Origin of the sequence: Paraburkholderia phenazinium (assembly GCF_900142845.1) — a bacterium.
GTDB lineage: Bacteria > Pseudomonadota > Gammaproteobacteria > Burkholderiales > Burkholderiaceae > Paraburkholderia > Paraburkholderia phenazinium_A.
The window spans coordinates 135,842-159,377 of sequence record NZ_FSRU01000003.1 but is presented as its reverse complement, the minus strand read 5'-3'; the positions used below and the strand labels follow the sequence as shown (position 1 = coordinate 159,377).

The 23,536-nt window shown below is 64.5% G+C and carries 20 protein-coding genes; 13 read left to right on the top strand and 7 right to left on the bottom strand.

Features of this window, described 5'->3' with window-relative positions:
* Positions 1-115 precede the first annotated feature (115 nt).
* From BUS12_RS34305 to BUS12_RS34285, 5 genes are all read left to right on the top strand, one after another.
* Entirely contained in the window at positions 116-328 is a 213-nt protein-coding gene (locus tag BUS12_RS34305; protein WP_074301966.1) for a DUF6726 family protein, read from the top strand.
* A gap of 27 nt (positions 329-355) precedes the next feature.
* Positions 356-724: an MliC family protein gene (locus BUS12_RS34300; RefSeq protein WP_074301965.1), complete on the top strand. Its 369-nt coding sequence runs from the start codon at positions 356-358 to the stop codon at positions 722-724.
* Between the two features lie 213 nt (positions 725-937).
* Positions 938-2,590 carry an acetolactate synthase large subunit gene (locus BUS12_RS34295; protein WP_074301964.1) on the top strand — a complete coding sequence of 551 codons (1,653 nt, stop codon included), beginning with the start codon at positions 938-940 and terminating at the stop codon, positions 2,588-2,590.
* Between the two features lie 68 nt (positions 2,591-2,658).
* Entirely contained in the window at positions 2,659-4,095 is a 1,437-nt protein-coding gene (locus BUS12_RS34290; protein WP_074301963.1) for an aldehyde dehydrogenase family protein, read from the top strand.
* A gap of 325 nt (positions 4,096-4,420) precedes the next feature.
* Complete coding sequence (locus tag BUS12_RS34285) at positions 4,421-5,902, top strand: DEAD/DEAH box helicase (protein WP_074301962.1); 1,482 nt, start codon at positions 4,421-4,423, stop codon at positions 5,900-5,902.
* A 519-nt stretch (positions 5,903-6,421) separates the two neighbouring features.
* Here BUS12_RS34285 and gluQRS read toward each other — a convergent pair.
* Positions 6,422-7,462, bottom strand: coding sequence for a tRNA glutamyl-Q(34) synthetase GluQRS (gene gluQRS / locus BUS12_RS34280; protein WP_074301961.1), 1,041 nt, complete (start codon positions 7,460-7,462; stop codon positions 6,422-6,424).
* Between the two features lie 53 nt (positions 7,463-7,515).
* Positions 7,516-8,379: a sulfurtransferase gene (locus BUS12_RS34275; RefSeq protein ID WP_074301960.1), complete on the bottom strand. Its 864-nt coding sequence runs from the start codon at positions 8,377-8,379 to the stop codon at positions 7,516-7,518.
* A gap of 345 nt (positions 8,380-8,724) precedes the next feature.
* Between BUS12_RS34275 and dnaE the strand changes: the two genes are divergently transcribed.
* Entirely contained in the window at positions 8,725-12,297 is a 3,573-nt protein-coding gene (gene dnaE, locus BUS12_RS34270; RefSeq protein WP_074302729.1) for a DNA polymerase III subunit alpha, read from the top strand.
* A 140-nt stretch (positions 12,298-12,437) separates the two neighbouring features.
* Here dnaE and BUS12_RS34265 read toward each other — a convergent pair whose 3' ends face one another.
* Positions 12,438-13,196 carry a glycosyltransferase family 2 protein gene (locus BUS12_RS34265; RefSeq protein WP_074301959.1) on the bottom strand — a complete coding sequence of 253 codons (759 nt, stop codon included), beginning with the start codon at positions 13,194-13,196 and terminating at the stop codon, positions 12,438-12,440.
* A gap of 289 nt (positions 13,197-13,485) precedes the next feature.
* On the opposite strand from BUS12_RS34265, the gene msbA reads away from it, so the two are divergent.
* Entirely contained in the window at positions 13,486-15,282 is a 1,797-nt protein-coding gene (msbA, locus tag BUS12_RS34260; RefSeq protein WP_074302727.1) for a lipid A export permease/ATP-binding protein MsbA, read from the top strand.
* 44 nt (positions 15,283-15,326) lie between these two features.
* On the opposite strand, the gene BUS12_RS39705 is transcribed toward msbA, so the two are convergent.
* Complete coding sequence (locus BUS12_RS39705; RefSeq protein WP_290439586.1) at positions 15,327-15,449, bottom strand: hypothetical protein; 123 nt, start codon at positions 15,447-15,449, stop codon at positions 15,327-15,329.
* A 58-nt stretch (positions 15,450-15,507) separates the two neighbouring features.
* Between BUS12_RS39705 and BUS12_RS34255 the strand changes: the two genes are divergently transcribed.
* The 4 genes from BUS12_RS34255 to BUS12_RS34240 all read left to right on the top strand — a co-directional run bounded on the left by BUS12_RS34255 (position 15,508) and on the right by BUS12_RS34240 (position 20,659).
* Complete coding sequence (locus tag BUS12_RS34255) at positions 15,508-16,581, top strand: glycosyltransferase family 4 protein (protein WP_074301958.1); 1,074 nt, start codon at positions 15,508-15,510, stop codon at positions 16,579-16,581.
* A 358-nt stretch (positions 16,582-16,939) separates the two neighbouring features.
* Positions 16,940-18,067: a glycosyltransferase family 9 protein gene (locus BUS12_RS34250; RefSeq protein ID WP_074301957.1), complete on the top strand. Its 1,128-nt coding sequence runs from the start codon at positions 16,940-16,942 to the stop codon at positions 18,065-18,067.
* Positions 18,067-19,350: an O-antigen ligase family protein gene (locus BUS12_RS34245; protein ID WP_074301956.1), complete on the top strand. Its 1,284-nt coding sequence runs from the start codon at positions 18,067-18,069 to the stop codon at positions 19,348-19,350. Before BUS12_RS34250 ends, BUS12_RS34245 begins: the two co-directional genes overlap by 1 nt.
* 25 nt (positions 19,351-19,375) lie before the next feature.
* The gene (locus BUS12_RS34240; protein WP_074301955.1) at positions 19,376-20,659 is read left to right on the top strand and encodes a glycosyltransferase; all 1,284 of its coding nucleotides are present in this window, start codon (positions 19,376-19,378) and stop codon (positions 20,657-20,659) included.
* Here BUS12_RS34240 and BUS12_RS34235 read toward each other — a convergent pair.
* From BUS12_RS34235 to BUS12_RS39045, 3 genes are all read right to left on the bottom strand, one after another.
* Positions 20,656-20,838 (bottom strand): hypothetical protein, encoded by a 183-nt coding sequence (locus BUS12_RS34235; protein ID WP_074302725.1) that lies wholly within the window; start codon positions 20,836-20,838, stop codon positions 20,656-20,658. The genes BUS12_RS34240 and BUS12_RS34235 overlap by 4 nt on opposite strands.
* 37 nt (positions 20,839-20,875) lie before the next feature.
* A complete protein-coding gene (locus BUS12_RS34230; protein WP_074301954.1) occupies positions 20,876-21,169 on the bottom strand; it encodes a hypothetical protein in 294 nt (97 codons plus the stop codon).
* Positions 21,170-21,285: 116 nt separating this feature from the next.
* Entirely contained in the window at positions 21,286-21,432 is a 147-nt protein-coding gene (locus BUS12_RS39045; protein WP_171991764.1) for a hypothetical protein, read from the bottom strand.
* A gap of 126 nt (positions 21,433-21,558) precedes the next feature.
* On the opposite strand from BUS12_RS39045, the gene BUS12_RS34225 reads away from it, so the two are divergent.
* Both BUS12_RS34225 and BUS12_RS34220 read left to right on the top strand, forming a co-directional pair.
* The gene (locus BUS12_RS34225) at positions 21,559-22,482 is read left to right on the top strand and encodes a recombination-associated protein RdgC (RefSeq protein ID WP_074302722.1); all 924 of its coding nucleotides are present in this window, start codon (positions 21,559-21,561) and stop codon (positions 22,480-22,482) included.
* A 469-nt stretch (positions 22,483-22,951) separates the two neighbouring features.
* Positions 22,952-23,260, top strand: coding sequence for a hypothetical protein (locus BUS12_RS34220; protein ID WP_074301953.1), 309 nt, complete (start codon positions 22,952-22,954; stop codon positions 23,258-23,260).
* Positions 23,261-23,536: the final 276 nt, after the last annotated feature.

The window sequence follows — 23,536 nt, the reverse complement described above, 5'->3', positions numbered from 1 at the left end:
GCAATCGGGTTGTCGTCCACGCAACCCGCGTGATCCGCGCACCTTGTACGATCCGCGCGTCACGCATCCCGCGTGCATGCGGATCGTTGAAGTATCGAAGGCAGGAGAAGGACCCATGAGCTCAGACACCCGCCAGATCGCGCGGCTTCGCCGGACCGGGCGCCTCGGTGCGCTGGGCGTGCTGGTCGCGCTATGCGCGGGACTGGCCGGCTGCGGTCTCGCCGCGGCGCCGTGCCGGGTGGCGTCGGCCGGTCTGAAGATCGTGCCGGTAGTCGGCCACGTAGCGGCCGCGCCTACCGACGCATGCGCGGACGTCATCGATCCTTGAGCAGCTAACCACCTAGCGAGGCAGCGGATGCGGAAATGGCTCGTCGCGGTAACGAGTGTGCTGGCAGTCGCGGCGTCGACAGGCAGCGCCTGGGCTGCGCCCTTGCGCCTTGCTGAAATTCAGACCAAAGACCGGCAGACCCACAAATACACCTGCGCCACCGGCAAGATCCTGCAGGTGACCTACTGGAACGCCGCGAACGGCCAGAGCTTCGCGCTGGTGCCCGTCAAAGGTCAGCCGATGCTGTTCGTCAATACGCTCTCCGCGTCCGGCGCGAAATACCAGGCGGGCAGCTACACCTGGTGGACCAAGGGTCCGCGCGCCGACCTCTACGATGCGACGGCGGGCGAGAACGCGCCGCCGGTTCTGTCCGACTGCGTCACGATCGTGCGGTAGCCTGGGCAGCCACGTGGCCATGCTCCCCATGCTGCATCGCCGCACCCTCGTCATCCCTGCCGGCTTGCGCGCAGTTTTTTCTCCCAGGTAGTAAGCTGTTCGACGCGTCCACTCCTTACTACGTGGCCGCGCCCGTCATCGTCTTCGATCATCCGTCCCGGATCCCACTGCGTGGGCGTGCCGTCCGCGCTCGTTCGTCAAGCGAGACTCTCAATGAAAGCATCGGATCTGTTCGTCAAGTCGCTGGAAGCTGAAGGTATCGAGTACGTGTTCGGCATTCCAGGGGAAGAAAATCTCGATCTCCTCGAGTCGCTGCGCCGCTCCAAAATCAGGCTGATTCTCACCCGTCACGAGCAGGCGGCCGGCTTCATGGCGGCGACCTATGGGCGTCTGACGGGCCGCATCGGCGTGTGCCTCTCGACGCTCGGCCCGGGCGCCACCAATCTCGTCACGGCCGCCGCGTACGCCCAACTGGGCGCCATGCCGATGCTGATGGTCACCGGCCAGAAGCCGATCAAGACCAGCAAGCAGGGGCACTTCCAGATTGTCGACGTGGTTCGCATGATGGAGCCGCTTACCAAGTACACGCGGCAGATCGTGTCCATCGGCAACATCCCTGCGCTGGTGCGCGAAGCGGTGCGGCAGGCGGAGGAAGAACGCCCCGGCGCCGCGCATCTGGAATTGCCTGAAGACGTCGCCGACGAAGAGGGTGACGGCAAGCCGATTCCGAAGAGCTTCAGCCGCCGTCCGGTTGCCGAAGAGAAGGCGGTCGCGCGGGCGGTCGAAGCCATCACGAGCGCGAGGCATCCGCTGCTGATGATCGGCGCGGGCGGCAATCGCAAGACCACCACCAGGATGCTGCGCGAATTCGTCGACCAGATCGGCATTCCGTTCTTCACCACGCAGATGGGCAAGGGCGTGATCGACGAGTCGCATCCCCTGTGGCTCGGCAATGCCACGCTCTCCGACGGCGATTTCGTGCATCGCGCCATCGATCACGCGGACTGCATCATCAATGTGGGCCACGACGTGATCGAGAAGCCGCCGTTCTTCATGCGCAGCGGCGACGCGGGCGAGAAGACCGTGATTCACGTGAATTTTCTCGGCGCGGAAGTCGACCCGGTGTATTTCCCACAGATCGAAGTAGTGGGCGACATCGCCAATGCGGTGTGGCAAATGAAGGAGAGTCTCAAGGAGCGTCAGGAGCACTGGGATTTTTCGCGCTTCAAGGAGATCAAGGCGCACTTCGAAGAGCATCTGGTCAAAGGGCAGCTCGACGACCGTTTCCCGATGTACCCGGTGCGGATCGTCAACGACGTCTACGAGACCACGCCGGTGGACGGCATCGTGTGTCTGGACAACGGCATGTACAAGATCTGGTTCGCGCGCTACTACCGGGCCCACGAACCGAACTCGCTGCTGCTCGACAACGCGCTGGCGTCGATGGGCGCGGGCTTGCCGTCGGCGATCGCGACCAAGATCGTGCATCCGGACCGCAAGGTGATGGCGGTGTGCGGCGACGGCGGCTTCATGATGAACTCGCAGGAGCTCGAGACGGCGGTGCGTCTGAAGCTCGATCTGGTGGTGCTGATCCTGCGCGACGACGCCTTCGGCATGATCCGCTGGAAGCAGGAGAACATGAACTTCCCCGACTACGGCATGACGCTGCAGAACCCCGACTTCGTGGCCTATGCGCAGAGCTACGGGGCCAAGGGTCACCGCATTTCAGCGGCCGGGGAGTTTGCGCCGCTGTTGCGCGAATGCTTCGCCACGCCGGGCGTGCATGTGATCGACCTGCCGATCGACTACTCGGACAACGAGCGCGTGCTGAACCGCGAGATCAAGCGCCTGAGCGCGCAACTCTGAATCCAGCCGGGGCATGCGGCTTGCTGCATGCCGCCGGTCGAGACAGCTCGCATCAAGGAGAACGTGTCATGTTGAACAAGACCTACCCGTACTACCTCGCGAATGTGGCGGTGGCGGCCAATACCGATCTCGAAGTCACCGACAAGTTCAGCGGCGAGGTGGCCACCCGTGTCGCGATGGCGGACGCCGCGGCGATCGACAAGGCGATCGGCCACGCCGTCGAGGCGATGCCCGCACTGCGCGCGTTCCCGCCGTTCAAGCGCCAGGCGGTGCTCGAACACTGTGTGAAGCGTTTTCGCGAGCGCTACGACGAACTGGCGATGGCGCTGTGCATCGAAGCCGGCAAGCCGATCAACGATTCGCGCGGCGAAGTCACGCGGCTGATCGATACGTTCAAGGTGGCCGCGGAGGAAGCGGTGCGCATCGACGGCGAGATCATCAATCTGGAGATTTCGCCGCGCGCGAAGGGCTATCACGGCTACGTGAAGCGCGTGCCGATCGGGCCGTGTTCGTTCATTTCGCCGTTCAATTTTCCGCTGAATCTGACCGCGCACAAGGTGGCGCCGGCGCTCGCCGCGGGCGTGCCGTTCGTGCTGAAGCCGGCGAGCCGCACGCCGGTCGGGGCGCTGATCATGGGCGAGATTCTCGCGGAAACGGACCTGCCCAAGGGCGCGTTTTCAATCTTGCCGGCCCACCGCGACGGCGCGGACCTGTTCACCACCGACGAGCGGTTCAAGCTGCTCTCCTTCACCGGTTCGCCGGCGGTGGGCTGGGAGCTGAAGAAAAAGGCCGGCAAGAAGAAGGTGATTCTGGAACTGGGCGGTAACGCGGCGGCGATTGTGGACGGCGATCAGGGCGGCAAGCTCGACTATGTGGTCGAGCGGCTGGCGTTCGGCGCGTTCTATCAGTCGGGGCAGAGCTGCATTGGCGTGCAGCGCATTCTCGTCCACTCAAGCCTCTACGACGCGTTGCGCGAGAAGCTGATTGCGAAGACGAAGTCGCTGATCATGGGCGATCCGAAGAACGAGAAGACCTTTGTCGGGCCGATGATCTCCGAGTCGGAGTCGAAACGTCTGGCCGGCTGGATGGAGAGCGCGGTGCTGGACGGCGCGAAGATCGTGGCCGGCGGCAAGGTGGAGGGCGCGATGTTCGAGGCGACCTTGCTCGAAGGCGTGAAGCGCGATTCGGACCTGTATCGCAAGGAAGCCTTCGGTCCGGTGGCGATTCTGGAGCGCTTCGACGACTTCGCGGCGGCGCTCGCGACCGTCAACGACAGCGACTTCGGCCTGCAGGCGGGCGTCTTCACGGATTCGCTCGCCCATGCGCATCAGGCGTGGGACCAGTTGGACGTGGGCGGCGTCGTGATCAACGACGTGCCGTCGTTCCGCGTGGACAATATGCCGTATGGCGGGGTCAAGGACTCCGGGCTGGGGCGCGAGGGCATTCGCTACGCCATCGAGGACATGACCGAGATGCGGCTGATGGTGATGCGCGAGACGTGGTGAGCCGGGCGGCTGGGCTGCTTCGCTGTCACGGGACTGTCGTCTGCGTGGCCTAGTCTGTGCGGGCCTGTGGCCGTTCCCGCCGGGTTTGCGCCCCTTTGTCCGGGGCGTGAGCAGAAAGCGGGCGTGTGCGCCATGAGTGTTTTTGCTGAAGTGCTACAATACCGGCCTTTCCGGCGGGTGTTTCCGTCGGCCGGAGCCGGCTGCATCCTTCCCTGACGAAATCGGGACTTTGCGGCACGCCGTGGCTCCGCTTCATCCTGATGCCCTCCGCGGCCCCGGCCGCTGCCGCGCCCCCCGCGCAGGCGCATTTTTAGCGAAAGCCACCATGTCCGACACAGCCGTCACGCCCAGCACCGAGACTTTTGACCAGTTTGGCCTTGCGCCGGACATCCTGAAAGCCATCGTCGAGCAGGGTTACACCACGCCCACGCCGATCCAGGCGCAGGCGATCCCTGTTGTGCTGTCGGGACGCGACGTCATGGGCGCGGCCCAGACGGGGACCGGCAAGACCGCGAGCTTTTCGCTGCCGATCATCCAGCGCCTGCTGCAGCACGCGAGCACGAGCGCCTCGCCGGCGCGCCACCCGGTGCGCGCGCTGATTCTTACGCCGACCCGCGAATTGGCCGACCAGGTTGCCGCCAACGTGCACGCTTACGCCAAGCATACGGCGCTGCGCAGCGCGGTGGTGTTCGGCGGTGTGGATATGAATCCGCAGTCGGAGCAGCTGCGCCGCGGCGTCGAGATTCTGATCGCCACGCCTGGGCGTCTGCTTGACCACGTGCAGCAAAAGACGGCCAATCTGGGCCAGGTGCAGATGCTGGTGCTCGACGAAGCCGACCGTATGCTCGACATGGGCTTCCTGCCGGATCTGCAGCGCATTCTGAATCTGCTGCCGAAGGAACGTCAGACGCTGCTGTTTTCGGCGACCTTCTCCGGTGAAATCAAGAAGCTGGCTGCGACCTATTTGCGCAATCCGCAGACTATCGAAGTGGCGCGCAGCAATTCGACCGCGACCAATGTTACGCAGACGGTTTACGAAGTGGCCGAAGGCGACAAGACCGGCGCGGTGGTGCAACTGATTCGCGAACGCGGTCTGAAGCAGGTGATCGTGTTTTGTAACAGCAAGATCGGCGCGAGCCGTTTGGCGCGCAGTCTTGAGCGCGATGGTGTGGTGGCGACCGCGATTCACGGCGATCGTACGCAGAATGAGCGTATGCAGGCGCTTGACGCTTTCAAACGCGGTGAGATTGAGGCGCTGGTGGCGACGGATGTTGCTGCGCGTGGGCTCGATATCGTTGAGCTGCCGGCTGTGATTAACTTCGATCTGCCGTTCAATGCCGAAGATTATGTGCACCGGATTGGGCGTACCGGGCGGGCTGGGGCTTCCGGCGATGCGCTTTCTTTGTGTAGCCCGAATGAGCGCAAACAACTCGCCGATATCGAGAAGCTGATCAAGCGGCCGCTCGATGTGCAACGTCTCACTGTTGATGTGCCTGTGCGGCATCATCATGAAGAGCGTAGTCCGCGGCGGGAGCGCGAAGGGCGCGAAGGTCGCGAGGAACGGGGGAGTGGGCGGCGTCGTGCTTCCTCTGGTTCCGGTGCCGGCGGTTCTTCGTTCGAACGGCCGCATCATCATCGGCAAGCTCCTGTTGATGATTTCTTTTCCAAGCCTTATGAGCCTTCACCCTCCAGTCGTAAAGCCGATGAGGTTGCCGATGTTCCCGTGAACAAGGTGGCTTCCAAGCAGCCGCTCGCTGCGTTGTTGGGTGGGTTTGGGATGCCTGTCAGGAAGAGTACTTCGTCGTAAGGTGGGGTTTTCTTTTGCCTGCGGCGGCGGTTGGTGGGCTTCTGGTTTTGGCCTTTTCTTGTTTTTGGCCTTTCCTTGTTTTCTTCGTGGTCTATTGGCGTTGCCCCTGTGCGGGGCAGCACCTACTTTTCTTTGCCGCCGCAAAGAAAAGTAGGCAAAAGAAAGCGGCTCACACCGCTAGCTCGTAGGTGTCCACCTCTGTTTGGCCGCCCGGAGTGGTCCGAGACGAGATGCGCCCTCGCACCGCTCTACCCCGTGGCACAGCAGTCTTCCGCTCCAGCGTGCGCTGCGCGCCGCCGTTAGGTCATTCCCACCCCTCGGTCTTTGCTTCTACTCCTTCTACTCGGTTGTGTCGCCGTACTCGCTTCGCGCCGCAGTTTCGCTGCTCGCTCGCCGAACAGTTGTCGTCCCATTGCCCTTCTTCGTCAACGGGTTGCTGCTTCACTCTCTAAGTGTCGGGTGTCGGGTGTCGGGTGTCGGGTGTCGAGTGCCCGATATCTCGCCGCCGCAGTGGCCCCCTCATTTGAAGCGTCGGGCCCAAGCCTTTGTCGCGGCGGCGTAGAACGATTCCAGCGAAGTGTGCGTCTGATCGCCCGAATTCATATCCAGGTTCAAGTGCCGCGCCGCCGCGTGCAGGGCGTCCAGCGGGCGGCTCGTGTCGAGTGCCGTGGCGCCCGTTTGCTTACTTAACTTCTCGCCGTCGCGGTTTGTTACCACCGGAACATGCAGGTACGCCGGCGTCGGTATACCCAGGCATCGCTGCAGATAGATCTGGCGCGCCGTCGAATCCAGCAAATCCGCGCCTCGCACAATGTGCGTGATCCCCTCGTCAGCATCGTCTACCACCACCGCCAGTTGATATGCCCACTGGTCATCCGCTCGCCGTAACACGAAGTCGCCAACTTCAGTTGCCAGGTTCTGCGTCTGTAATCCCTGCCAGCGGTCGTCGAACGTGATCGTCGCAAAACCCCGCTCAGGAGTTCCCGGTGCCCCCTCGGCGGCTATCTCTGCAGCTATTCCCGCAGTACCTCGGTTAGCCACCGGTGCGACTTTTGCCGTGGCCTCGTCGCCGTTGTTCCCGGATATGTTCAACGCAGCGGTCTTTCCGTCGTCGTTCTTACCGTCATCCCCGTCCGGCACGCGCAGCCGCCACGCACGCGCAGATTTGCCGCGCAGGCCGTTGCGGCATGTGCCCGGGTAAGCGAGGGTGGTATTGCGTGAGTGCGCGTTCAGCAACGAATCGCTGATCTCTCTACGCGTACAGCCGCATGGATACACAAGACCCGCGGTCCGCAGTTGGTCCAGTGCCTGCTGGTAGCGCGCGGTGCGCTCGCTTTGCCAGATCGGCGGCTCGTCCGCGCGCAGGCCAAACAGGTCCAGCGTCGCCAGGATGTCCTCCGCCGCGCCAGGCACCGTCCGTGGGCCGTCGATGTCCTCGATCCGCACCAGCCACACGCCGTCATGCGCGCGCGCATCCAGCCAGCTCGCCAAGGCGCTGACCAGCGAACCAAAATGCAGAGGTCCAGTCGGAGAGGGGGCAAATCGGCCGCGGTAGCTCATGTTCCGGTTCTCTATCCAGGCCAACTACCCGCACACGTATGCCGCCGCAATCCTCACGCCGCACGCGCGGCGTTTCGCTCCGGATGGCACTCCGGGCATGTCTTGCCGGGTACATACAGCGGTGACTGCTGCGCCTCCGGGCTGACCACCGCGCGGCAGCCGAAGCATTGCGCCGTTGCGGTTGGCTTCAGTTCGGGATCGAGCGCAGTGCGGTAGTCGAACACGAAGCACTCGCCGTGATAATGCGCGCCACCCACTTCCTCGAAATACTTCAGGATGCCGCCCTCGAGCTGGTACACGTTCTCGATGCCCACTTCCTTCATGTGGATCGCCGCCTTCTCGCAACGAATCCCGCCCGTGCAGAACGACACCACCGTCTTGCCTTCCAGGTCAGCACGGTTCTGCTCGATGACCGCCGGAAACTCGCTGAATTTCTCAATGCGGTAGTCGAGCGCGTCGTCGAACGTGCCCACGTCCACTTCAAACGCATTGCGCGTGTCCAGCATTACCACCGGGCGCCCTTCGTCGTCGTGGCCGCGGTCGAGCCACGCCTTCAGCGTAGGCGCATCCACCGACGGCGCGCGACCCAGTTCGGGCCGGATTGCCGGCTTCTTCATGGTGATGATCTCGCGCTTCAGCTTCACCAGCATGCGGCGGAACGGCTGCTTCCCGGACAGGCTCTCCTTGAACTGCAAGTTCGCAAACTTGCCCTCGAACAGCGGATCGTGGCGGATATAGTCCATAAACCCATGCGCAGCCTCCGGCGTGCCCGCAACGAACAGGTTGATGCCTTCCGGCGCAAGCAGGATCGTGCCCCGCAGGCCGAGCGCATTGCACCGCTCGGTGACGAGCGGGCGCCACTCGGCAGTGGCTTCAAGGGTGGCAAATTGGTAGGCGGCGAGATTGACGATGCTCATGATGGTCCAGCAGTAAAGTGGCCCGGCGGCGCAGCAGACAGCGCAAGCGGCACAGGGTGGCCGCGCGCGTGGCGCGGCCACGGCAAACAGGGCGAAACCCGTATTATCCCTCAAGCGGCCGGATTGCCCGAGTCGGCCGAATGGCTATCCGGTTGCGGCAGCGCAAGACGTCAGGGAATCGTCCGGCGCCGCCCGCGCTTCCTGCCGGGCAATCGTCACTGCGCCAGCGGCTCGCGGGGCAGGTCAACGGTCGGTGCCGCGCAGGGCAGGGGCCGGGCGCTTGCCCCCTGGCCGGATGGCTAACGCGCCGCTTTGGGCTCAAATCTTCGGAAGGGTGGAGTTACAATAACGCCCATGTCAGATCCCCGCTTCGTTCATCTCCGCGTTCACTCCGAATTCTCGATTGCCGATGGCATCGTGCGCCTTGACGACATCGTCGCGGCCGCCGCCAAAGACGGTCAGGGGGCGCTCGCCCTCACCGACCTCGGCAACGCATTCGGCCTCGTCCGTTTCTACAAGGAAGCCCGCGGCAAAGGGGTCAAACCCATTGCCGGTTGCGACGTCTGGATCACCAATCCGGATGATCGCGACAAGCCCTCGCGCCTGCTGCTGCTGGTCAAGGACAAACGCGGCTACCTGAACCTGTGCGAATTGCTGACCAAGGCGTGGCTCACGAATCAATACCGTGGCCGCGCAGAGGTTGAAGCCGGCTGGCTTGAAACCGGCCTGGGCGAGGGCCTGCTGGCGCTCTCCGGCGCGCAGCAAGGCGACATCGGCATGGCGCTCGCCGCCGGTAATGAAGAAGCGGCCAAACGCAACGCGCAACACTGGGCGAAGGTTTTCCCCAACGGTTTCTATATCGAGCTGCAACGCTGCGGCCAGCCGGGTGGTGAGGCGTACGTGCAGCAGGCGGTGACGCTGGCGGCGTCGCTGAAACTGCCGGTGGTGGCCACCCATCCGTTGCAGTTCATGACGCCCGACGACTTCACCGCGCACGAAGCGCGCGTGTGTATTTCGGAAGGCGACATGCTCGCGAATCCGCGTCGCCAGAAGCGTTTCACGACCGAGCAGTATTTCCGTTCGCAAGAGGAAATGACCGCGCTGTTCGCGGACATTCCGTCTGCGCTCGCCAATACGGTTGAAATCGCGCGCCGCTGTAACCTGACGCTCGAACTCGGCAAGCCGAAGCTGCCGCTGTTCCCCACGCCGGACGGCATGTCGCTTGACGACTACCTGGTGCATCTGTCGAAGGAAGGGCTGGAAAAGCGCCTCGAGCAGTTGTACCCGAACGAGGCGGAGCGCGAGGCGCAGCGGGAGACGTACTACAAGCGCCTCGAATTCGAGTGCGGCACGATCATCAAGATGGGCTTCCCTGGCTACTTCCTGATCGTGGCGGACTTCATCAACTGGGCCAAGAACAACGGCGTGCCGGTGGGGCCGGGCCGGGGCTCGGGCGCCGGCTCGCTGGTCGCGTACGCGCTCGGCGTGACCGACCTCGATCCGCTGCGCTACAACCTGCTGTTCGAGCGTTTCCTGAATCCGGAACGGGTGTCGATGCCCGACTTCGACATCGACTTCTGCCAGCACGGGCGCGATCGCGTCATCCAGTACGTGAAGGAAAAGTACGGCGCGGACGCGGTGTCGCAGATCGCCACCTTCGGCACGATGGCGGCGAAGGCGGCCGTGCGCGACATCGGCCGCGTGCTCGATCTCGGCTATATGTTTACCGACGGTATCGCCAAGCTGATTCCGTTCAAGCCCGGCAAGCACGTCACCATCGCCGACGCGATGAAGGAAGAGCCGCTCTTGCAGGAGCGCTTCGACAACGAAGACGAAGTGCATCAGCTGATCGAACTGGCGCAGCGCGTCGAGGGCTTGACGCGTAACGTCGGCATGCACGCGGGCGGCGTGCTGATCGCGCCCGGCAAGCTGACCGACTTCTGCCCGCTCTACACGCAGGGCGACGAAAGCGGCGTCGTGAGCCAGTACGATAAAGATGACGTCGAAGCGGTCGGCCTCGTGAAGTTCGACTTTTTGGGGCTGACCACGCTGACGATCCTCGACTGGGCCGAGCGCTATATTCGCCGTCTCGATCCTTCGAAGCAGGACTGGTCGCTCGCGCAAGTGCCGCTCGACGACCCGGCGTCGTTCACGATCCTCAAGAAGGCCAACACGGTCGCCGTGTTCCAGCTGGAAAGCCGCGGCATGCAAGGCATGCTGAAAGACGCGCAGCCGGACCGCTTCGAGGACATCATCGCGCTCGTGGCGCTGTACCGTCCGGGCCCGATGGACCTGATCCCGAGCTTCTGTGCGCGTAAGCACGGCCGCGAGGTGGTCGAGTATCCCGATCCGCGCGTCGAACCCATCCTGAAAGAGACCTACGGCATCATGGTCTATCAGGAGCAGGTGATGCAGATGGCGCAGATCATCGGCGGTTACTCGCTTGGTGGCGCCGACTTGCTGCGTCGCGCGATGGGTAAGAAGAAGGCCGAAGAGATGGCCGAGCACCGCGCGTTGTTCCGCGAAGGTGCGGCGAAGAACGGCCTGACCGGCGAGAAGGCCGACGAAATCTTCGACTTGATGGAGAAGTTCGCGGGCTACGGTTTCAACAAGTCGCACGCGGCTGCGTACGCCCTGCTTGCGTATCACACGGCATGGCTGAAGGCGCACCATCCGGCCGAATTCATGGCAGCGAATATGTCGCTTGCCATGGACGACACCGACAAGGTCAAGATCCTGTTCGAAGACTGCATCACGAACAAGATGGCCGTGTTGCCGCCGGACGTCAATCTCTCCGCGTATCGCTTCGAGCCGGTGGCAGAGGCGGACGGCAAGCGCTCGAAGACGATCCGCTACGGTCTGGGCGCCATCAAGGGCAGTGGCCAGAACGCGATCGAAGAAATCCTGCGGGCGCGCGAAGAGGGGCCGTTTATCGACCTGTTCGACTTCTGCAACCGGATCGACCGCCGCGTGGTCAACCGTCGCACGGTCGAAGCATTGATCCGCGCGGGCGCGTTCGACGCGCTGCATGCGAATCGCGCGCAGTTGATCGCGTCGGTGTCGCTTGCCATGGAGGCCGCCGACCAGGCGAGCGCCAACGCCATGCAAGCGGGCCTGTTCGACATGGGCGACGCGCCGTCGCAAGGTCACGAACTGGTCGACGAGGCCGAATGGCCCGAAAAGAAGAAGCTGCAGGAAGAGAAGGGCGCGCTTGGGTTCTATCTGTCGGGCCATCTGTTCGACGCCTATAAGGACGAAGTGCGCCGCTTCGCGCGCCAGAAGATCGGCGAGTTGAAGGAAGGCCGCGACAAGCTGGTCGCGGGCGTGATTGCCTCGCTGCGCACGCAGATGACCCAGCGCGGCAAGATGCTGATCGCGCTGCTCGACGACGGCACCGGCCAATGCGAAGTGACGGTTTTCAACGAGACGTTCGAAGCTCACAAGGCACTCTTCAAGGAAGACGAGTTGCTGGTGGTGCAGGGCCAGGCGCGTAACGACGCGTTCACAGGCGGCATCCGTTTCACGGTCGACACGGTGATGGATCTCGGCCGCGCACGGTGCCGTTATGCGGAAGCCGTGAAGGTGCAGATGAACGGCAACGCCGACGCGCTTGCGCTGCGTCGCGTGCTGGAGGCGCATAGCGCCGGTGCGGATGAACCGCAAGCCGCGCAGGCGCCTGCGGTGTCGGCGCGCGGCGGTGGTGGTGGCCGCGGCGGTGGCTTTGGCGGCGGCGACGGCGGCCGTCAGCGCCAGGCTGTACAGATCCCAAGCGGGCTGGCGGTGCAGATCGTTTATCGCAGCGAAAACGCGGAAGGCGAAGTGCGCCTAGGCGACGCGTGGCGCGTGAAGCCCACTGACGAACTGCTCGCGGCGCTGCGCGGCGAGTTCGCCGGTAGCTCAATCGAAATCGTCTACTGACGGTAGGCAACGGCCCGCGCATCTCCGCGCGGGTTCGTTAGCGGCGCCCGGCGCGAGAATAAGCGCTTACGGTTCGCCGCACATGGCATGGGCCAGCGCTCACCGTCACCGCTCACCGCTCACCGCTCACCGCTCACCGCTCACCGCTTGCGCGCCCCCAACAGCCCGAGCTTCAGAAACCGGTAATACACCGTCTCCGCATTGAACACCGCGATCATGAAGCCGGCGCGGCCATCGAGAAAGCCGCGCCGCAGCACGTAAGTGCGGACGAACGCCCACGCTCCGCGCGCGAGCGCCTTACCGAAACTTCCGCCTTTGCCAGCTGCATGACGCTGCTGCGCACCCGCGCTCGAGTATGCGCCGAGCTTGCGCAGCACGGTTTCGAAGTCTTCGTACGAGTAGTGCATCAGCTTGCCCGTCAGGCGCTGCGCCGGGGTATCGAACACCAGCCGCTCGTGCACGAGGTCGTCGGAGAAACGGGCGGCGCCGCGCTTGAACAGTCGCGGAATCCAGTCCGGATACCAGCCGCTGTGGCGGATCCAGTGTCCGCAGAAACTCGACAGGCGATCCACCGCGTAGACATCGGCGCCGGGTGCGGCAAGCGCGGCGCGGATCGCCGCCGCCAGTTCCGGCGAGACGATTTCGTCGGCATCGATCGAGAGGATCCAGTCGGTGTCGAGCGCGTCGAGCGCGCGGTTTTTCTGCGGCCCGAAGCCGGGCCAGTCGGGCTGCTGCAGCACCCGCGCGCCGTGAGCCTCTGCAATCTCGACGGTGCCGTCGGTGCTGGCGCCGTCGATCACGACGATTGCGTCGGCGAAGGCCACCGCGCAGAGGCACTCGGCCAGGCGCGGCGCCGCGTTTTTGGTGATGATGGCGACGCCGAGGGTGGGTTCTTTCATGCCTGAAGAGCGGAGAGGGTGCAGGGTGGGTAAAACGCGTCGCGCAAGTATACACAGCGATATACAGCACGAGGTTGCGCCAACGCGGCTGGCCGTGGCCGTAACCGTGTCCACAGGGCCGTGCCCATCCAAACAACAACGCGCCGCGGCCACGCTGAAAGCCCCCCGTCAGGCGGGTGTCATCCCCGTACAACGGCCGGCGCGCCGCAACCGCCCAAGCGTTTACAATGCGGTATTTTGTGCGTCCACCTACCGGGTGGGCGCAACGTTCGCCTTTCTAGAGGATTCCTTGAGCGCGAAGCCCACGTTAAGCAAAGTCATCGGTTCATCAGGCGACGCCTCTTCCCCGTTCGCCTTGTTACGCCGGCTTTGGCCGTACATCAAGCCGATCCTGTGGACCCTGATTGGTGCGATTGCCGCCATGGGCGTAAGCGCCGGCACCGACGCGCTCATCCCCGTGCTCCTCAAGCCGCTGCTGGATAAGGGCTTCGGCGCGCACGCCGCGCGTGGCCTGACGTGGATGGTGCCGGTCGGTGTGATCGGGCTCGCGGTGGTCCGCGGGGTTTCTCAATACGCGTCCGGTTACCTGATCGCGTACGTCTCGAACACGATCCTGCTGCGCTTGCGTCTGGAGATGTTCGACCGCATGGTCCATACCAGCGTCAGCTTCTTCCAGCGCGAGACGGCCAGCACCGTCATCAACGCCATCGTCTTCGAGGTCAACCAGATTCTCAACGTGCTGTTGGGCGTCATGGTCACGCTGGTGCGGGATTCGCTGACGGTCCTGTTCCTGCTCGGCTACCTGTTCTACCTGGACTGGAAGCTGACGATGATCGTCGCGGTGATGCTGCCGGCCATCGGCTGGCTCATCGGCAAGATCAACCGCAAGCTGCGCCGCCTCAACCGCGAAAACCAGTTGCTCACCAACGAGCTGTCGTACATCGTCGAGGAGACGGTGGGCGGCTACAAGGTGGTCAAGGTGCATAACGGCGAGTCGTATGAGATTGAGCGCTTTGCCGAGATGAGCCGCCGTCTGCGCGGTTACTCGCTGCGCATGACGACTTCCGGTGGACTGGCCCAGCCGCTCACCCAGTTTCTGGCGTCGCTCGCGGTCGCGGTCGTGGTCACGATTGCGGTCGTGCAGTCGGCGCACGGCGGCACGACGGTCGGCAGCTTTGTGTCGTTCATTACGTCGATGCTGCTGATCGTCTCGCCGCTCAAGCACCTGATGGACGTCAACCAGCCGTTGCAACGCGGCATGACCGCGGCCGAGCTGATCTTCGGCCTGATCGACGAGCCGTCCGAGCCGCAGGGCGGCGGCAAGCCGCTTGAACAGGCTGCCGGCCATATCGAGTTCCGCGACGTCTCGTTCAACTACGGCGCCACCAGCACGCACGACCGGCAAACGCTGGACCGCGTGTCGTTCAAGGTTGCGCCGGGCGAGATGGTCGCGCTGGCCGGGCCGTCGGGCAGCGGCAAGACCACGCTCGTCAACCTGCTGCCGCGCTTCTTCGATCCGACCGGCGGCGAGATCCTGGTCGACGGCGTCGCGCTGCCGGAGTACGACGTTCACGCGTTGCGCAGCCAGATTGCAATGGTGAGCCAGGACGTGGTGCTGTTCAACGACACGATCGCGCACAACGTCGCCTACGGCCAGCCGCCGGATGCGGACAAGGTGAAGGCGGCATTGCAGGCCGCGAACCTGTGGGACACCGTGGCGTCCATGCCGAAAGGGATGGAGACGCTGGTCGGCGACAACGGCTTGATGCTCTCGGGCGGTCAACGTCAGCGTCTCGCGATCGCGCGCGCCATCTACAAGAATGCGCCGATCCTGATTCTCGACGAAGCCACCTCGGCGCTCGATTCGGAATCGGAGCGCCATGTGCAGGCGGCACTGGAAACGCTGATGAAGGGGCGCACCACGCTCGTCATCGCGCACCGGCTGTCGACCATCGAACGCGCGGACCGGATCCTGGTGCTGGAGGCCGGACACATCGTCGAGCGCGGCAGTCATCGCGAATTGCTGGAGCAAGACGGTCTGTATGCGCATCTGCACCGCATCCAGTTCCAGCAAAACGCGGCGTAAGGCAGAGAAGCCGCGTTGAAAGTCAAACGCATTCAAGGTGTGCTTTAATCCGTGCCGTGCCGTGCCGTGCCGTGCCGTGCCGTGCCGTGCCGTGCCGTGCCGTGCCGTGCCGTGCCGTGCCGTGCCGTGCCGCGGGCGCAGGCCTGCCGCGGCCAGCGGGCTGTCATGCCCGGCCGCCTTTCCCTTGACGTTTGACCCGACGCCGTGTGCGTGCCGGTCTGAATAATGAAAATCGGACTCTCCAGTAATGCGCTGAAACATAGTGGCGGCCTCGAGCGCTATGCGATGGACCTGGTGCGCGGTTTCGCCGCCGCCGGCATCGAGCTGGCCTTCTTTGCGCGCCGCTTCGACCCGTCGGTGCCGGAGAGCGGGATGGTCGAGGCGCATCGCATCAACGTGTCGTTCCTGCCGGGCAAGCTGCGCGACCTCTGGTTTTCCTGGCGGCTGCGCCGCGCGCGCCGCGCCGCCAAGGTCGATGTGCTGATCGGCTGCAACCGCGTCGACTCGTCCGAGATCGCCATTTGCGGTGGCACCCACCTCGGTTTTCTGCGCGCCACCGGGCGGCCGGCAAAGCGTTCGGACCGCTGGCAGATCGAGCTCGAGCGCCGCCAGTACGAGCAGTCGAGCGTGATCGTCGCGCACTCGCAGTTGATGCGCGACGAGCTGCGCGAACTCTATGGTGTTGAAGACGCGAAGATCCGCGTGCTGTATCCGCCCGTCGACGGCGCGCGCTTCACGCCCGCGGATGCCGCCCGGCGCGCCGAGCTGCGGCGCAAGTTCGGCTTCGCGGATCACGAAATCGTCCTGCTGTTTCCCTCCAGCAGCCATGAGCGCAAGGGCTTGCCGCTGATCGAAGCCGCGTTGCGCGGCACCGACCTGCCGGTGGTACTCGCGGTGGCCGGACGGCCGCCCGCGCGCACCTCGGAGCGGGTGCGCTACATCGGCTACGTGAAAGAGATCGAGGACGGCTACCGTGCCGCCGATTTCACCCTGCTCGCGTCGAAGTACGAGCCGTTCGGGCTGGTCGGCGTCGAATCGGTGATGTGCGGCACGCCGGTGATCTTTCCGTCGAGCATCGGTTGCTGCGATGCGCTCGCGCCGCACGCGAAGTTCGTCTTCGCACCGGACGACGAGGCGGACCTGCGCGCCACGCTCGAGCGCGCCGTGCAGCAGCGGCTCGCCGCCGCGCCGCCGGACCAGGCCGAGGTGGCGCGCGGCGCCGTGCTGTACGACGCCAGCGTGGCCGGCCATGTCGACGCCTTGCTGGCGTTGGCGAGGCGTATCCGCGGCGGGAATTGACCGATGCAGCAGCGGCGCCGGAACCGCTTGCCTGCCCTCGGTGGAAGCCCGCACAGCCCCGTCCGTCCTGCTTTCCAGCCAGGCCCCCATGCTATAATTTTTGAATATAAAGCGCGTGGCGCGACCACGGGCCGACCCATCCATTTTTCACTTCGCTTTCAGTGCCGGCGCAGTCAGGCGGCGGGTGCAGGGTGCCCACAGCCATTGCGTCAGCGTTGCCGTGCGCGGCCTCGTGCCGCACTGAGGGCGAAAGTCATCGACAAGAAGACCGCTGGAGATTCTGCATGGGGAACGCGACCTCAAGCTGGGTACCGGCGCATAGCCAGATCGCGGACGCGACCAACGTGCCGATGACCCAATGAGCCGACTTTCCGGGCGTATTCGCATCTTTGCGCGTGCCATTCCGCGCCTCGTTTTAAAGCCCTTGCGCCGCCGGCCGTCGTCGGTGCGGCGCATTCTGCTTGCCCACCATCTGCTGCTCGGCGACACCTTGCTGTTGACGCCCTTGCTGGCCAAACTGCGCGCGCAGTATCCACAGGCGCAGATCGATCTGGCCTGTCCGAAGGCGATTGTGCCGCTGTACGCGGGGCGGCCCTTCGGCGTGAACGCGTTGCCGTTCGACCCGCGCGACCTCGCCTCCGTCAAGGGCGTACTGGATGCCGGACCGTACGATCTCGGCTTTGTGCTCGGCGACAACCGGCATAGCTGGCTTGCGCTCGGCGCGGGCTGCCGCTGGATCGTGGCGCATGCCGGCGATGTGCCGGCGTGGAAAAACTGGCCGGTCAACCAGAGCGTGCCGTATCCCGAGACGCCGGCCGCCTGGGCGGATCTGGCCGCCGACCTGGTCGAGGGGCCGCCGCCCCGTGCTTACCGGCCCGCCGACTGGCCGGCCCCCGCGCATGCGGTGTTGCCCGACGCCGATCTGCTGACGCAGCCTTACGTCGTCCTGCATCCCGGCGCGAGCACCGAAGTCAAGCGCTGGCCGGACGCGCGCTGGCGCGAACTTGCGCAGCGGGTCGAGGCACTCGGCTATATTCCCGTGTGGAGCGGTGGCCCGGGCGAGGTCGAACTGATCCGCACCATCGACCCGGATCCCCATCATCCGAATATGGCGGGGCGGGTCGGGCTCGGCGAGTTGTGGCATCTGTTTGCCGGCGCGAAGGCCGTGGTCTGCCCGGATACGGGCGTCGCGCATCTGGGACGCCTGGTCGGCGTGCCGACGGTCGCGCTGTTCGGCCCCGGCAACGCGCAGATTCATGGCGCGGGCCGCTATTGGAGTGAAGTGCCGTTCGCACCGGTGACGATCGCGCAGATGCCATGCCGCGATCAACCGTTTATTTTCCGGCGCGAAGTCGCCTGGGTTCGGCGTTGTGACCGCAACTGGAAGACCTGCGTGGCCTGGCAGGGCGACCATGCCGACTGCATGGGGCGCATCTCGGTCGAGTCGGTGTACAACGCATTGCAAAACGTTCTGGTGGAAGTGTAATGACGAACACGTTCGCGCGCGTCGAGCGCGTCCTGTGGATTGCGTGTCCGGTCATCCTGTTCGCGGTGATGTTCGGTCACATGACGGCCGTCGTGTACATGGCGCTGGCGCTGCTCGCGCTCGGCACGCTGGGCGGGCTGTTTTCGCCGCAGCGCCCATCGTTCCTGCACTGGCCGCTCGTCGTGCCGATCGCCTGCTGGGCGCTCTGGAGTCTCGCCGCCGTGGCATGGTCCGCCTATCCGGCGGTGAGCATGCATGCGTGGTGCGATGAGGTGCTGTATCCGCTCGTGTCGTTCTGGGGCTTCTGGCTGTTCGGCACACGCACGCAGCGGCTCGCCCCCATCGTGCTGGTGAGCTGGGTGGCATGCGTGCTGCTCGCCGTGATCAGCGCGCTCTACTGGGGGCATCTGCAGCCGCCCACCCCGAACACCTTTCCGATGCATTTCTATAACCGGGTCGGCCACACCAGCACCATGGCGGTGTTTGCCATGGCGTTATTTGCCGGCGCGCTGTTGCGTCGCGGCTGGCGCGCGTTCGGCCTGAGCGGTCTGGTGCTGTGCCTGTTCATCGGCCTCGCCACGCTCAACCGGTTTTTCTGGCCGGCCGCCGCCGCGGTGCTGCTGGTGGCGCTGTTTCCGTGGTATCGACGGCACGTGCTGCTCGCCTTGCTGGCGTTTGCCGTAGTCGGCGCGGCGGGCGTCGGCACGCTCGAATACAGTGCGCGCATGCGGCTCGGCGCCGCCGCGCCCGCGACGGCGTCGCACGACATGGCGATCGACGGTCACCAGTTACCCGTGCCGCAGGCGTTTTCCAGTATCGGCGACACGGTGTCGTCCGACACGCGGCCCAAGTTGTGGGCGTTCTATACGGCCGAAGCGAAGCGGCATGCGTGGATTGGCGTCGGCTTCGGCAAGCCGTTGCCCGGCATGGTGTATCAGCAGGAGATGCCGCAAAGCCTGTTGACGATCGAGCCGCAGGCGCTGACCCACGCGCACAATCTGTTTCTGAACACCTGGCTGCAGACCGGCCTCGTCGGCGCGGTGCTGGAAACGGTGCTGCTGCTGTGTCTGGTGATTGCGTTCTGGCGGGTGCGGCGGGCCGATCCGTGGCTGTGCGCCGCAGGCGTTGCGCTGGTTGCCGGTATGATCGCGAAAAATACCACGGACGATTTCATGTGGCAGACCACCATGCTGGGTTTCTGGGCGTTCGCGGGCCTCTTGTTGGGCAGCGCGCAGCAGCTTGCTCGGGACGAGTCGCGGCGCGGCTCGCGCGGGCCGTTCTAAATCAAGGTCTGGACGCATTGAGAGTATGAAATACGATAGTCGACACGACCGCACCGAACTGTTCGATCCGCCGCGGCGCATCCTGTTTCACATCAACGATTTCGGCAAGGGCGGCACGGAAACCTCCCTGCTGGCCTGGTTGAAGACGCTCGACCGGCAATTCTTCGCGCCCAGCGTCAGCGTGACCTATCCGACTGACGAACTGCTGTTCTGGCGCGCCCATTCGATTCCCGACGACGTGCCCGTGCATGTGCTGGCGTCCGCGAAGTGGATGAACGCGCTGCACGAAATACGCCGGCAGGGCAAACTGGGCGGCCACCTGAAGCTGCTGCACAAGGTGCTGACCTACTGTGTCATCCGGCCGCTCGCCGCGCTGCGTTTTCGGCGGATTGCGCGGGACCAGGATATTGTCTGCGACTTCGATTTTTCGCTGCGGCATCTGGCCGGCACCTGCAACGTGCCGTGGATCGGCGTGAGTCACTTCAGTCTCGCCGCGCGTCTTGGCGAGAAGAGCGCGCGCTACCTGGCGCGCCGCACCAGGCAGTATTCCCGCTATGCCGCGATCGCGGTGCTGACGCCCGACATGTTGCGCGAAGGACAGGCGCTGTTCCCACCGGGCCGGGTGAATCTCGTCGAACTGCCGAACGTCATCGACGTCGAGTCGTTGCGCCTGAAAGCGCGGGCGACGATCGAGCGTCCGGCGCAGACGTTTATCGTCTCGGTGGCGCGTCTCGACGAAGGGCAAAAGGATCATACGACGCTGCTGCGCGCGTTTGCCTATGTGCGCGCGCAACGGCTGAGTACGGCCGACCTCGTGGTGATCGGCGAGGGGCCCGACCAGGCGATGCTCGAGCGCCTCGCCGTCGAACTCGGGATTCGCAAGTCCGTCCATTTCCTCGGCTTCTGCTCGAACCCGTTTCCTTTTATTCGTCAGGCGGAAATGCTGGTGCTCAGCAGCCGCTACGAAGGTTTCGGCATGGTGCTCGGTGAGGCGATGGCGCTCGGCACGCCGGTGATTTCGACCGATTGCCCCACCGGTCCGCGCGATCTGCTCGAGGGCGGCAAAGCCGGTTTGCTGGTGCCGATCGGCGATGTCGACGAAATGGCGCGCGCCATCGAGCGTCTGCACACGGATACGCTGCTGCGTCGAACCGTGGTGCAGAACGCGCTCAGGAAGGTGGCGACCTTCGCGCCGGAGAGCGCGAATCAGCGCATGTTGACGCTTGCACAGCAGATTTCCGGCGGCGACGGTCCGACCGGGCTGGCGTGGCACGGCCGCGACTCGGCGGTGGCCGGGCGTCTGCCTTAGCCGCTGGCCTGGTGGTAGCCCGAAGCCACAGCCACAGCCACAGCCACAGCCACAGCCACAGCCACAGCCACAGCCACAGCCACAGCCACAGCCACAGCCACAGCCACAGCCACAGCCACAGCCACAGCCACAGCCACAGCCACAGCCACAGCCACAGCCAAAGCGGCTACCTGAGTCATGCCACCCATTGCTGCGGGCGCCGTCTTCCGAGCCCGCTCACACACCGCCCGTCACAAGCCCGAGCACCGACAGGTCCGGATGCGTGCCGTCGACGATGCTGCGCCCCGCATGCAAGGCTTCGTAAAGCGCATCCGCCAGACTGGCAAACGACTCTTCGCCGTCTGCGTGAAACGGCACTATGTGACCCGGCAGCGCCGGATCGGCGCCCGGGTGACACACATAGCCGAGGTAGGTGAAGCGGCTCTCGTCGGGCTGTTTTGGGCGCGGTGAGGTGTGAATCTCGAAGCCTTCGTATTCAACCATTTGCCAGGCGTGGGTTTCTTCCGACATGGTGGCCTCCGTTCGGGCCTTGCGTGCAGGGTGTGGGTGCGCGCGGTGTACGTGATGCCGCTTCAGCGTCGCGGCCGGACTGAGGGCGCTGTGCGGCGTCCGGCGCGCCGCGGGCGTCAGTGCCGGTGTCGCATCCGGTCCCACAGCCGGTGGCCGTCCAGCCGCGCCAGGGGCCTCGCTCGGTGATGCTCGCGCCGGTAGTGCGCGCTGAGGATCATGACACCGGTGACGATGACGACCAGTCCCACTACGATGCTAACCATCGATTCCGCCATGGCAGCCTCCATCCATTTCCACTGCATGTCAAAAGTCTAGGTGATTTGGGCGAAAAACGGCGGACAGCGGTTGGCGTCGTGTCGTATAGAATGGTGCGCTTTGCCCGTACGCTCATGTGGTTCAAAAACCTTCAGCTTCATCGTCTCCCCATTCCGTGGACCGTCACCCCCGAGCAAATGGAAAAGTGGCTTGCGCCGCACGCATTCCAGCCGGGTAGCAGCGTCGAGATGCAAACCCAGGGGTGGGCCTCGCCGCGCGATAACGACGCGCTCGTCTATTCGATCAACCGCCAGATGCTGCTGGTGTTCCGCACCGAAAAGAAGCTGCTTCCCGCGTCGGTGGTGACGCAGGTGACCAAGGCGCGTGCGCTCGAAGTCGAAGAGCAGCAGGGTTTCAAGCTCGGCCGCAAGCAGATGCGCGAACTCAAGGAGCAGGTCACCGACGAACTGCTGCCGCGCGCCTTCAGCATTCGCCGCGACACGCGCGTCTGGATCGACACGGTGCACGGCTGGCTCGTCATCGACGCCGCGTCGCAAGCCGTCGCTGACGAGGTGCTCGGCTTGCTGGTCAAATCGATCGATCAGTTGCCGCTCGCGAGCGTGCGCGTCGCGCAGTCGCCGGTGGCGGCCATGACGGAGTGGCTGTTGTCGGGCGAGGCGCCCGCCGGCTTCACGCTCGATCAGGACACCGAGTTGCGCTCGCCCGCGCAAGGCAATGCGACCGTGCGCTACGTCGGCCATGCGCTGGATGTCGACGACATGCGTCGCCACATCGAAGCCGGCAAGCAATGCATGCGTCTGGCGATGACATGGGACGACCGCGTTTCATTTGTTCTCACGCCGTCGCTGACCATCAAGCGCATCACGCCGCTCGATGTGATCAAGGACGCCAGCGATCCCACTGCGCAGAACGACGACGAGGTATTCGACTCGGATATGACGCTGATGACAGGTGAGCTCGCACGCATGTTCGCCGATATCGTCGAGGCATTGGGTGGCGAGCAGGGCGATGCGATGTTGCAGGCCGCAGCGGCTTGACGCGAGTGCATTCGGCAACGTGAAAGGGGCGCGCAAGCGGGCAGAAAGTCTTTGCGTATTGTGGGGATTTCGCCGGGTTTATTTTGTAACCAGGTGTCACGCCCGACGATGGAATTTGCGCCCCGTCACGCCCTTCGCTTTATGACTTTTTTACTTGCCGGCGCGCTCGTGCGCCGAATAGAATCGTGGTCGTTACATCACAGGAGTCCCTCGTGGATGGTTGCTTGAGTGGTCGAAGATCGATGCCGGTATCAACCGGTTTTTCCGCCGCGAGCTAGCGCAACGCAGGGTTCCTCCTTTGCCGCTAGCTCGCTTCGGCCGGGCTAGCGCGCTTCAATAACAACAGGCTGTTTGAGGCCTGTTTTCAGCACGCTCCCAAAGTTTGACGCACATGGCAGGGCTGCCATGTGAAGCGTCGTCGCGTCTTGAGAACGCGCCCGCATTGCGCGGGTGCGACGGGAGTCGGTTCATGTTCATCATCGAGTCACTGGTGTTGCAGTTGAAAGGCGCCATGCGTCTGCCGAGGGCGGTGCCTGCGCTTGCGCCGTCGCGCTCGCCGGCGCTGCGCTATGGGCCTGTCCGGTTCATCGCCGGCATGGGCAAGCGGATCGCGCGCGCGGCGCTGCGACTCGCGCATGCCGGCGCACCGCTGACGCCGGTGGGTTACGTGCTGGTATTCGTCACGCTGGCTGCGATGCTGCTCGTCGCGATGCTCTCCACCTCACCGCTGAGCCATGAACTGGGCCGCTCGGATCGCCTGAGCTGGTGGTTCTCCTGACCCCACGTCAGCGCGGGCACATCGCATGCTGAATGCATGAAATATATCGATGCATTCTCGGCGGGAACCGCGCATGCGCGCTCGTGTCGGACTGGCATGACGCGGCCTGCGCGCTTGACCCTGTGACCGCGTGACGTAACGCGCTGAAAAATCGCTGTACACGTACGTCATTGAATTGCAGGCCCCCATGGCCTAGCGTTCAGTAGTGCCTGGCGGCGTCGCGCAAACCTGCCCGATCCGATGCGTCATGCGGGCTGGAGCAGGTTCCGGCCGAAC